Genomic DNA, 11,153 nt, shown 5'->3' on the forward strand with positions numbered 1-11,153 from the left:
GCAGGAGCGCCGCGACGGCCAGGGTGAGCGCGTCGGGCCGCAGCAGCGGCTGCCCGCGCAGGGCCTGCCAGGTCAACAGCACGGTGAGCGACCCGTACGCGGTGCCCGCCACGACCAGCAACCGGACCCGGGTGGCCTCGTCCAGCCGGCCGCCCCACCGACTCAGCAGGATCGCCAGGATCGGCAGCGCCTGCAGGGCGTGCAGGCCGACGAAGTGTCCGATGCGCAGGTCCCCGCCGGTGGTGCTCCACCCGACCAGTGGCAGCCCGGGGCCGCCGTCCGCCACGCCGACGCTGTGCGCCCCGGCCACGCCCTCGATCCCGGTGTCCGCACCGGCCACCATCGGGATCGCCGCCGCCATGCCGAGCAGGGTCAGGCCGAGCCCCCAACCGACGGCGGACCGGGCGGCCCGATCGGCGATCCGCCCGCGCAGCACCGCGACGCCGAGTACGAGGTGACCGGTGAACAGCACCATGATCGCCGCGCCCATCCCCTGCCACAGGGCGGCGTTCATCGGGGTCGTCTCGTTGAAGTGGCTGGTCGTGCCGCGCAGCACCTGACCGACGATGATCACCATCTCGACCACCCCCATCGCCACGACGACGGTGGCGGCCCGCTCGGCGGTCCGGCTGCGCCGGGGGAGCAGGGAGAGCATCCAGGCCAGGGTGGTGCCGTACAGCACGAAGGAGATGGCGAACTTCAACGGCTTCAGCCAGATCGGCACGCCGGTGAGCACGCGCGGGTCGGCGAACACGCCGACGGCGGCGACGACGGTGAGCACCGCCATCGCGGCGACGAAGAGCATGAGCGGGCGGTGCCAGTGGGCCGCCCGGCGCAAGGAGGAGGTAGCAGTCATGCCTGTAGATGCTCGTGACCACCCGCCCCGGTCGCGCCCGACCCGAGGCCCCGGTTGCGGCCGCGGGTCGGAACGCCGCCTCCTACCCAGGGAGGAGGCGGGCCGCGAACGCGGTGTACGTCGGGCCGTCGGCCCGGTCGAGGACTGCGAAGGTGACCTGGTCGAACCAGCCGGCCGCGTCGGCCAGGGCGAGGTCGAACGCTTCCGCGACGGTCGCCGGGTCGTTGCGGAACACGCCGCACCCCCACGCGCCGAGCACCAGCCGCCGGTGCCCGTGCGCGGCCGCGACGGCGAGCACCCGGCGGGCCCGGGCGTGCAGCGCCGGGGCCACCCGGTCGACGTCGCCGGGCTGGTTGCGTACCACCACGCCGAGGTTGGGCGCGGCGGCGGTCAGGAAGGAGACGTGATGGGCGGCGTCGAGCAGCCGTCCCTTGTCGTCGCGGAACACCGGCACCCGCGGCGAGTGGATCACCCGGTCGCTGTAGAGCAGGTCCCGCTGCTGCCGGTGGAACTCGTAGAACTCCGGCACGGCGGTCAGGCAGGGGAAGAGCGCGGAGGCGCGGGCGATGCTCTCCTCCTGCGCCTGGGCCCCGGTGCGGAAGCCGCCACCCGGGTTCTTCGCCGAGGCGAAGACGAGCGCGGCGACCTCCCCGTCGGCGGCGAGCCGGCGGGCGGCCAGCAGGGTGCTCTCGCCGGTCACGTCGATCCGGGCGGGTGGCCCGCCGACCGGTGGGGCGTCCAGCGGTGCCTCGGGCAGGTGCAGGCGGGTGCCGGCCACGGCGGCGCGAACCGGTTCGGCCAGCGGCACCGTCTCGCCGTGGCTGTTCACGTACGCGCCGGCGTCGAGGATGTCCAGGGTGTCGCGGGCGATCGCCCGCAGTCGGGTACTCATGACCGGCTGATTGTCCGGTGGCGCTCCGGCCTGGGGCGACTGGTTATCCGGCCGGCAGGTGCTGCACGAGCTGGATCGGGTTGCCGTCCGGGTCGGCGGTCCAGGCGATGAGCAGCCGGTCCAGCCACACGTGCGGGGCCTTGACGGCCGGCGCGCCGCCGGCGGTCAGCTTCTCGTACGCGGCGGCGGTGTCGTCGCTCCACAGGATGACCGCGGCCCGCTGCCCGGAGGGCACCGGGTCCAGCCCGTGGTCGTCGCGGGTCGACGCCACCGACGCGATACCGATCCGGTAGCCGTCCAGGACCAGGTCGACGTGGATCGGCTCGCCCTCGGCCGGCACCCGGAAGACCTCGGTGAAGCCGAGCCCCGTGTAGAAGGCGGCGGCCCGGGTCACGTCCTCGCTGAACAGGATCACCTGCGGGGTCCGGAAGATCGACATCGCCCGACGGTATCAGTCGGGCAGGCGGGGCATCTCCAGCCCGGGGTCGCGGCCGAGCAGCACCGCCCGGGTCAGCGCCGCCGAGCCGAACCGGTCCCGGACCGCGTCCACGGCCGCGTCCAGCTCCGGGCCCGGGTCGCCGGTGAACGGCAGGGTCAGCTGCACGTGCCCCTCGTCCAGGTTGCCCACCGACACCCCGAGCAGCGTCACGCCGCGTTCCTCGATCTCCGGCAGGGCCGCCCGCAGCAGCGCCCGCGCCGCGCCCAGCAGCGGGGCGGTCTGCGCGGTCGGCTTGCCGACGGTGTGCGCTCGGGTGGCCCGGCGGTAGTCGCCGAACCGCAGCCGCAGTGTCACCGTGCGGCCGGTGCGGCAGGCCGCCCGCATCCGCCCGGTCACCCGGTCGATTAGCCCGGCCAGCACGGCGTCCAGTTCGGCGGGGGAGTGCGGCCCGCCGCTGAGGGCGTGTTGGGCGCCCATCGAGGAGCGCCGCCGCCCGACCTGCACCGCGCGCGGGTCCCGGTTGTGCGCCAGCGCGTGCAGGTGCCGGCCCGCTCCCGGCCCGAGCAGTGACACCAGGGTGGGCTCGTCCAGCCTGGCCACCTGCCCCACCGTCCGGATCCCCCGCTCCCGCAGCTTGGCCGCGGTCACGGGGCCGACGCCCCACAGCCGTTCCACCGGCAGCGGGTGCAGGAACGCCAGCTCCCGTTCCGGCGTCACGACCAGCAGCCCGTCCGGCTTGGCCACCCCGCTGGCCACCTTCGCGAGGAACTTGGTCCGGGCTACGCCCACGGTGATCGGCAGGCCGACGTGTGCGCGTACCTCCCGGCGCAGCGCCGCGGCGATGTCGGCGGGCGGGCCGACCAGGCGGCGCAGCCCGCCCACGTCGAGGAACGCCTCGTCGATGGAGAGCCCCTCGACCAGCGGCGTGGTGCGCCGGAAGATCTCGAACACCGCCCGGCTCGCCGCCGTGTACGCGGCCATCCGTGGCGACACCACCACCGCGTCCGGGCAGAGCCGCCGTGCCTGCCGGCCCCCCATCGCGCTGCGGACCCCGCGCGCCTTCGCCTCGTAGCTGGCGGCGAGCACGACGCCGCCGCCGACGATCACCGGCCGGCCGCGCAGCCGGGGGTCGTCGCGCTGCTCGACGGAGGCGTAGAACGCGTCCAGGTCGGCGTGCAGGATCGTGGCGTCGCTCGACACCCGCCCATGTTCGCACACGCGTTCGAAGGTTGGGTGTGACCTGGCCGGTCAGGCCACGGTGACGGCCAGCTTGCCCAGCGCGCCGCTGAAGTCGGCGAGCGCCTGCGGCACCTCGGCCAGTTCGTACCGGCGGCTCACCGGCACCCGCACCCGTCCGGCCACGACGTCGGCGGCGAGCCGGTCCAGGGTCCGCGGGGTGGGGCTGCCCATGATCGACACCGCGGCCGGGTGCTGCTCCGGGCCGAAGCCGATGGTGGACGCCAGCCGCCCGTCCGCTGCCAGCAGCCCGGCGAGCAGCGCCCCGTCGCCGGCCAGGTGCACCACCGCCGACACGCCGGCCGGCGCGACCGCCCGGACCGGGCCGGCCAGGTCGCCGGTGTAGTCGACCACCTCGTCGGCGCCCAGGTCGCGGACGGCGTCGGTGGCGGCGCCCGGACGGGCGGTCGCGATCACCCGAGCCCCGGCCGCCCGGGCGTACTGGACGGCGAACGCCCCGACGCCACCGGTGGCGCCGGCGACCAGGACGGTGTCTCCCGGGCCGGGGGCGACGGCGGCCAGCGCGTCCAGCGCCGTGGCGCCGGCCAGGCCGAGCGCGCCCGCGGCCGGCAGGTCGAGTCCGGGCGGCAGCCGGGTGATGCCGTAGCCTTCGCCGGCCGTCAGGTACTCCGCCCACGCCCCGTCACCCAGGTAGGAGCGCATCACCACCCCGAACACCGGGTCCCCGACGCGGAACGGGCCGCCGGTCCCGCCGATCGCCTCGACCTCACCGGCGAAGTCCTTGCCGAGCACGACCGGGAACCGGTACTCCATCGCGCCGCGCATCATCCCGGCGGCGGCCTTCTGGTCGAAGCCGTTGACCGAGGACGCCCGTACCCGGACGAGCACCTCGCCGGGGCCCGGGCTGGGCCGGGCCACGTCGTCCCGCAGCGCCGGGGCGGCGCCCTCCGCGTCCAGCGTGATCGCCCGCACGCGCTCGCTCTCCTTCCCGCCGCTCGGGCGTCAGACGCCGCGGGCGCGGGGGCGGCCGGCGGAGCGGCGCAGCGAGCTGGGCGCGTTCACGTTCGCCTCGTCGCTCACGCTCAGGCCGAGCCGCTCGACCAGTTCGCCGCCGAGCCAGCCGGTCACCCCGGCCAGGATGATGCCGGCGAAGCTGAGGATCAGCGCCAGCGCGTTCGGGTCCCAGTTGTCGGCGGCCCGGCGCAGCAGCCAGCTCACCGCGAACAGCACCAGCACGATCACGTTGCCGATGCCGTGCGCCGCGCCGATCCGCTTGGCCCGGGTGCCGCCCGGGATGGCGGTCCAGTCGATGAAACCGAACACCCCGGCGACCAGGCCGCCGATGATGCCCGCGCCCATCGTGTACGCGGCGGAGATCTGGAACCCGGTCCGGTCGGTGATCAGGTAGAGGATGTCGAAGATCACCGCGGTGGCCAGCAGCCCCAACGGAAACACGATCAGGATGGGGTGGATCGCGTGCCCCATCGACTTGGCGCGACTCTCCATGCCGGTCCTCCTGTCTGCAGCCCCAGGCCGGGCCCGGGTTCCCCGCCGGGCCCGGACTACACCTGCCGCCTCACCCCGCCTGCCGCGGAGCGCGGCGGATCACCGCGAGCCGATCACCGCGTACGCGTACCGAGGTCCGCCCACCGCGCCGCCGGCGGACCGTCAGGTCGACCGTCGCGCCGCCCACCCGCACGCCCTCCAGCCGCAGGTCCGGCAGCCACTCGGGCAGGTGCGGGTCGACGAAGATCGTCCGCAGCGGGGCCGCCGGCCGCAGCGCCAGCAGCGCCTGCACCAGGGCGATCACCGCGCTGGCCGACCAGGCCTGCGGGGAACACGAGTTCGGGTAGACCCCGGGATGCGGGTGGGCCGGGTCGCGGGGCAGCCCGCTGAGCACCTCGGGCAGCCGGTGCTCCTCGAACAGCGCCGTCGCGGCGAACATGCCCTCGGCCAGCCGGTGCAGGTGCGGCCAGCAGCCGTAGCGCGCCAGCCCGAGGCCGACGGTGCCGGCCTCGACCGGCCAGACGCTGCCCCGGTGGTAGCTGAACGGGTTGTACGCCGGATGCTCCGCCGACAGCGTCCGCACCCCCCACCCGCTGAACATGTCCGGCGCGAGCAGCCGGTCGGCCACCCGGACGGCGACCCGCTCCGGCACGATGCCGGTGGTGAGCAGGTGCCCGTCGTTGGAGTTGGTCGACCGCACCGGCCGCTTGTCCGGGCCGAGTGCCATCGCGTAGCAGCCCCGCTCGGGCAGCCAGAACGCCCGGTGGAACCGGCGGCGCAGCGCCCGCGCCCGGGCCAGCAGGGCCGCGCCCCGGACCGGATGGCCGGTGACGGTGAACACGGCCGCGGCGTGCCGCAGGGCGGCGTACCAGTAGCCCTGCAGCTCGCTGGTGGCGATCGGGTTGGGCACCACCTGCCCGTCCTCGTCGACGATCGCCGTGTCCGAGTCCTTCCAGCCCTGGTTCTTCAGCCCCGCCCGGGACCGGCAGTGGTACTCCAGGAAGCCGTCGCCGTCCGGGTCGCCGTACCGCTCGATCCAGCCCAGCGCCCGCCCGGCGGTGGGCAGCAGCTCCCGTACCGTGTCCAGGTCCCCGGTCCAGGCCAGGTACTGCCCGAGGAAGACCAGGAAGTCCGGCGCGGTCGACCAGTCGCCGTAGTAGCCGTCGAACGGGTTGAGCCCGAGCACCGAAACCGGTCCCTGCCGCGCCTCGTGCAGCGGCTTGCCCGGCTCCTCGTCCCGCCAGTCGTCCAGCCGCCGCCCCAGGTGCTGCGCGTTGAGCCGCAGGCTGTCGGCCAGCATGGTCGACCCGGCCAGCAGCGCCTGCCAGGACGAGGTCATCGTGTCCCGGCCGAAGATCTCCTGGTAGATGGGCAGCCCGGCGATCGGTGCAGCCGGCCCGGCCGGCTCGCCCAGTGGCAGCACCGCCAGGTCGTCCACGGCGCACCGCCACGCCGCCGTGACGTCGAAGTTGCTGCTGCTCAACCGGGTCAGCTCCACGGCCAGCCGGGCGCGGGCCCGGGCGGCCGGGTCGTCCGGCTCGGCGAACGTCGCCGGGGGAGCCGGCAGCCGCGCCCCGTCGAAGACCGGCTCGACCAGCAGCTCCACCCGCGCGCTGCCGCGCGGCGGCACCGCCAGCGCGACCCCGAAGGTGCCGTCCTCGTACGCCACCGGGACGTCGGCGCGGACCCGGACCGCGACCGCCCGGTCGAGGTCGTCGCGCAGGTAGGTCAGGCGCAGTTCGCCCGCCGCCGGGTCCCACGCCGCGCCCACGTCGCCGGTCTGCAGCCGGCGGCCCGTCTCCGCCTCGCTGGTGTCCGCGAAGTCCGCCGCGACCCGGATCTCCAGCCGGTACCGCAGCGGTCGGGCGGCGTAGCTGACCACGGTGAACCGGGTGCGCAGCCCCGGCCCGACGAACCGCTCGGTCAGCAGGTACGCCGCCCGCGACGGCAGCTGCTCCCCGTCACCCAGCTCCGCGTAGGAGAGCTGCGCGTGACCCTGCACGTTCGCGCTGGCGAACGGGACCGGCTCCCGGCCGTCGACGGTGACCCGTTCCCGGCTGAGCACCCGGGTGTTGCGGGCGAAGAAGCCCTGCGGGTCGGTGCCGCCGATCCGGCCGCGCACGTCGGTGACCAGGGTGCTCCACCCGCTCGCCACGTAGAGCAGATCGGGCCGGACGCGCAGGTTGCGGACCCTGGTCATCGGCCCGCCTGTACCCCCTCGCGCTCGGGGTACACCCGGGCGGTCAGTCGGCGGCCCGCTCCCGCACGATCAGCTCGACCACCACCCCGATCGCCACCGCCTCCACGGCGAGCAGGGCCAGCAGGATGAGCAGCTGGGTCGCCCCGGCGCGGATCGGCCCGGCGCCGCCGAGCAGCACACCGACGAACGCCCCGGGCAGGGTGACCAGGCCGACCGTCCGGGTCTGGTCCAGCGCGGGGACGAGCGCCTGCCCGGCCGCCGGCCGGCAGATCTCCAGCGCGGCGTCGCGGGGGAGCAGCCCGAGGGCCAGGCCCGCCTCGTACTCGCCGTGCCGGGCGCGCAGCTCGTCGAGGGTACGTCGGCCGGCCAGGCTGGTCGCGGTCATCGCCCCGCCGATCAGGATGCCCGCCGTCGGCAGCACGACCAGCGGCGCCGCCGGCAACGCCCGGCTGGCCAGGAGTACGCCGAGGCTGGGCGCCACCCCGGCGGCGATGGCGAGCGGGGCGACCCGCCGCGGCCCGGCCGGGCCGATCCGCCGGTGCGCGGTGACGCTGGCGACGACGTACATGAGCAGGACGAACAGCGCCGTGCTCCACCAGGCGCGCAGCACCGCGACGATGATCAGGGAGACCGCGCCGAGCTGGACCGTCGCCCGGGCCGCGGCCGTGAGGATGGTCCGGGCCCGGCCGAGCCCGCTGAACCGCAGCACCGCCGCGCCGGCCAGGGTGAGCGCGGTGAGGGCGACGACCAGGGCCGGGCCGATCGGTACGGTGCCGCCGCTCACCCGATGATCGTATTCCGGTCGGCCGGCCGGTGCAGAGGCAAGGTTCCACCCGCCGGCCGCTCACCGGAGCGTCACCGGGCGTAGACCTCGAACTCGTAGAGCGAGAAGCCGTAGGAGGTGGCCCGCTTGACCCCGTACATCCGCACGTAGCGGGCGGTGACCGGGGTGAAGGTCACGTTGTCCACGCCGCCGTTGCCGACCGTGGTGCTGAACACGGTCTGCCAGGTGCTGCCGTCGCCGGAGACCTCGATCCGGTACCCGCTGCCGTACGCGGACTCCCAGCGCAGCACCGCCCGGCCGACGGTGCGGGCCGAGCCGAGGTCGACCCGCAGCCACTGGTTGTCGTTGTAGCTGCTGCCCCAGCGGCTGCTCAGGCTGCCGTCGACGGCCTTGTCCGGGGTGTAGCTGGTGAGGAACTGGGTGCTGGACGCGGTGGCGGTCCGGCCCTGCGCCAGGTTGGTGACGTCGTCGCCCCGGCGGGCCGGGAAGGAGACGACCTGCTGGTAGGTGGGGCGGTTCTGCCAGGCGATCAGCGGGTGGGTGATGCCACCCAGGCCGGACTGGGCGATGGTGTCGGCGCACCACTGGTCGCCGGCCCCACAGTGCGAGTCCCCGGGGTAGACCGTGGTGGCCGGCACCGCGGCCGCCTGGCCGAGCGCGTCGAGCAGCGCCTGCCGGCAGGCGCTCAAGCTGCCGTCGCCGCAGTAGGTGCGGCCGAGGCCGCCGGACACCGGGTCGCCGAGGACGGCGCGGATGTCCTTGTCGACGTAGCCCCACCAGCCGTACTGGAAGGACGAGCCCTTGTGCGGCTGGCCCTGCAGCGCCCAGACGGCGGTGCCGTCTCGGCCGCCGTTCTGCCCACCGGAGGGCGCCTCGTTGACCTCGATGGCGTCGACCAGGGCGCCGTAGAGGTCGCCGCCGAGGCCGGGGCGGAACTCCGCGGCGGCCAGCAGCGGCCACCAGGCGTCGAAGATCCGGATCGCGTCGGCGTGCTGGTAGACCTTCGACCCGGGGCTGGTCTCCACCCGGCGGGCGCCGGCCTGCTGCCAGGCCTGGAGCTTGCTCACCGCGTCGGCCAGGGCCGGGTCGGTGACCGGCTGGCTGGTCAGCACCCGCAGCAGGTTGCCGAGCACCTGCTCGCCGCGCAGGTCGGTGACGGCCGCGTCGGCCATGATCCGGACGACCGCGGCCCGGTCCACCTTGCCCCGGGCGAGCGCCGCGCGTACCCGGCCGTCGAGCAGGTCACCGCGGTGCACCGCGCCGAAGCTGAAGTTGCCGTCGGCGGCGCCGTAGTCCTTGGCCTGCTTGTTGTTCCAGCTGATGTAATAGTCCTGGTTGACCGACTGCGGGTGGGCGCCGGGCGGGGTGTAGGTGGCGGTGTTCGTGTCCGGGTTCCAGCCCTGCCACTCGTACGCCGCGTCGGCCCGGGTGGGCAGGTTCGGGTCGGCCCCGGACGGGCGGACCGGGTTGGCGCCGGAGTTGTAGTACGCCGCCGCGGTGGAGTTGACGTAGAACCAGTTGAAGGCGTACCCGACGGAGGCCGCGGACTGCTGGAACGCCGCCGCGGAGCCCATCGCCGCCGGGTCGTTGTACGCCTGGAAGCCGATCGCCGAGTCGGCCTCGTGCCGATAGGTCGAGCGCAGCTTGGTGAAAACCACCGGCTGCCCGTTCACCAGGCCCCGGTAGGAGACGAGGCCGTACTTCGTGCGCAGGGCGCGCAGCGTGTACGACCCGGCCGCGGTGGAGTCGGCCAGGCTGGGCGACCAGGAGTTGGTGTGCTCGATGACCTCCATGGCCAGACACTGGCCGTGGTAGAGGTAGCGGTTCGACTGGAGGGTCGGCGCGCTGCCGTCGGTGGTGCACAGCGGCACTGCGTACGTGTCGGTGAGGTCCTGGCTGGCGGAGGTGGCGCTCCAGGCGTAGTCCTGGCCGCGGCCGAGCAACACGTAGAGGTTGAGGCCGGCGAAGGCGGCGCCCCGGGCGCTCACGCCCGGGCCCTGCAACTCCTGGAGCATGAGCAGTTGCGGGGCGAAGTAGCCGGTCTGCGGACCGAACACGGCGACCGGGTTGCCGCTGGTGGTGTTCCGGCCGGAGATCACCACGGCGTTGGACATGCCGTGCGCCTTCACCCCGGCGAGCCCGCTGAGCAACCCGGCGGTCGCCGTGCTGGTGCTCTTCAGGGTCGTGGTGCCGGCGGAGCCGGTCCGGTTGTAGACCAGGGGTTCGGCGGTCACGGTGCCGGCGTCGGGCAGGGCGACGCTGGGCGCGTTGTCGGGCGCGGCGCCGTACGGGAAGCTCTGTCCGTCGTGGAGGGTCAGCACGGTCTCCGGGTCGTTCTGCTGCCGGAACGCCTGCCACACCTGGTCGCCGGTGGTGGCGCCGTACTTGGCGCGGGCGGCCACCCGGACCAGCGCGGACTGGATCTCCGAGCCGCCGCCTCCGCCGAAGAGCCCGCCGATGACGCCGGCGGTGGCGATCAGGTCGGTCATGGTGAAGTGCGTCGGCTTGCCGGCGCCGGTCAGCACGTACTCGCCCGGGTAGTTGTCATCGGCGATCGACTTGTCGATGTAGGCGTTGACGCCGGCGATGTAGTCGTTGACGTCGTCGTAGAGCTGCTGGCCCCGGGTGCCCTTCTGGCGCAGCGCGTCGACCTGGGCCTGGAGGTCGGCCTCGGTGTAGGGGGAGTTGGCCCAGATGCTCTGTTCCAGGTCGCGGTTGCCGGGGGCGCCGCCGGCGAACGAGGTGAGCGTGCCGCGTCCGGCGTGCCGGAGCAGGTCCATCACCCAGAGCCGGTCCTGGGCGCCGGCGTAGCCGGCCCCGTACATGGTGCCCGAGCGGGTGGTGCCGGTGATGTGCGGTACGCCGGTGGCCGAGTCGCGCACGATGGTCACGTCGGAGCGGGGCTGGATCCGGCTCTCCACCTGGGCGTCGGGCACGCCGAACGAGGCGTCGTTGTAGAACCGCGCGATCTGCTCGTCGGTCAGGCCGGCGTAGTTGTAGACCAGGTTGGCGTACTCGTCGAGCTGGTCGCTGGAGTGCGCGGGGCGGGTGCCCAGGGTCTGGTGGGCGAGGATCGCGGCGAGGGTGGCGTTGCCGTTCTCGCCCGGGGGCAGGATGTCGGCGCACTGGCCGAGGCAGTAGTCGTTGGGGGCGAAGGTGGTGGCGGGGGGGGGGCGGGTGGGGGGGGGGGGCGGGCGGGGCGCGCCCCCCCCCCGGGGGGGGGGGGGCGGGGAAGAAAAGAATAGGAAAACACAGGTAAACAAAAAGAAATTCAGCGTG

Annotated in this window: 9 protein-coding genes; all 9 read right to left on the reverse strand. The window is 74.5% G+C overall.

Annotated elements, in window-relative coordinates; all coding sequences use genetic code 11:
• Positions 1 to 856, reverse strand: an 856-nt coding sequence (locus ACWEVO_RS17125; protein ID WP_452308501.1) for a hypothetical protein, incomplete at its 3' end; no start/stop codon positions are given.
• 82 nt (positions 857 to 938) lie between these two features.
• A complete protein-coding gene (locus ACWEVO_RS17130; RefSeq protein WP_452308502.1) occupies positions 939 to 1,748 on the reverse strand; it encodes a TIGR02452 family protein in 810 nt (269 codons plus the stop codon).
• Between the two features lie 43 nt (positions 1,749 to 1,791).
• Positions 1,792 to 2,187 (reverse strand): VOC family protein, encoded by a 396-nt coding sequence (locus tag ACWEVO_RS17135; RefSeq protein WP_452308503.1) that lies wholly within the window; start codon positions 2,185 to 2,187, stop codon positions 1,792 to 1,794.
• Positions 2,188 to 2,199: 12 nt separating this feature from the next.
• Entirely contained in the window at positions 2,200 to 3,387 is a 1,188-nt protein-coding gene (gene dinB / locus ACWEVO_RS17140) for a DNA polymerase IV (RefSeq protein ID WP_452308504.1), read from the reverse strand.
• A gap of 48 nt (positions 3,388 to 3,435) precedes the next feature.
• Positions 3,436 to 4,356: an NADP-dependent oxidoreductase gene (locus tag ACWEVO_RS17145; RefSeq protein ID WP_452308505.1), complete on the reverse strand. Its 921-nt coding sequence runs from the start codon at positions 4,354 to 4,356 to the stop codon at positions 3,436 to 3,438.
• Between the two features lie 30 nt (positions 4,357 to 4,386).
• Positions 4,387 to 4,890 (reverse strand): DUF2231 domain-containing protein, encoded by a 504-nt coding sequence (locus ACWEVO_RS17150; RefSeq protein ID WP_452308506.1) that lies wholly within the window; start codon positions 4,888 to 4,890, stop codon positions 4,387 to 4,389.
• Between the two features lie 70 nt (positions 4,891 to 4,960).
• Positions 4,961 to 7,090 (reverse strand): amylo-alpha-1,6-glucosidase, encoded by a 2,130-nt coding sequence (locus ACWEVO_RS17155; protein ID WP_452308507.1) that lies wholly within the window; start codon positions 7,088 to 7,090, stop codon positions 4,961 to 4,963.
• 43 nt (positions 7,091 to 7,133) lie between these two features.
• Positions 7,134 to 7,874 carry an ABC transporter permease gene (locus tag ACWEVO_RS17160; protein WP_452308508.1) on the reverse strand — a complete coding sequence of 247 codons (741 nt, stop codon included), beginning with the start codon at positions 7,872 to 7,874 and terminating at the stop codon, positions 7,134 to 7,136.
• Between the two features lie 71 nt (positions 7,875 to 7,945).
• A complete protein-coding gene (locus ACWEVO_RS17165) occupies positions 7,946 to 11,137 on the reverse strand; it encodes a penicillin acylase family protein (protein ID WP_452308509.1) in 3,192 nt (1,063 codons plus the stop codon).
• Positions 11,138 to 11,153: the final 16 nt, after the last annotated feature.

The sequence above is a fragment of the Micromonospora sp. NPDC003776 genome, from assembly GCF_053605645.1.

Bases quoted from the DNA above. Each gene is read 5' to 3' on its own strand.
- ACWEVO_RS17130 (WP_452308502.1), bottom strand. From the start codon at position 1,748: ATGAGTACCCGACTGCGGGCGATCGCCCGCGACACCCTGGACATCCTC.
- ACWEVO_RS17135 (WP_452308503.1), bottom strand. From the start codon at position 2,187: ATGTCGATCTTCCGGACCCCGCAGGTGATCCTGTTCAGCGAGGACGTG.
- ACWEVO_RS17150 (WP_452308506.1), bottom strand. From the start codon at position 4,890: ATGGAGAGTCGCGCCAAGTCGATGGGGCACGCGATCCACCCCATCCTG.
- ACWEVO_RS17155 (WP_452308507.1), bottom strand. From the start codon at position 7,090: ATGACCAGGGTCCGCAACCTGCGCGTCCGGCCCGATCTGCTCTACGTG.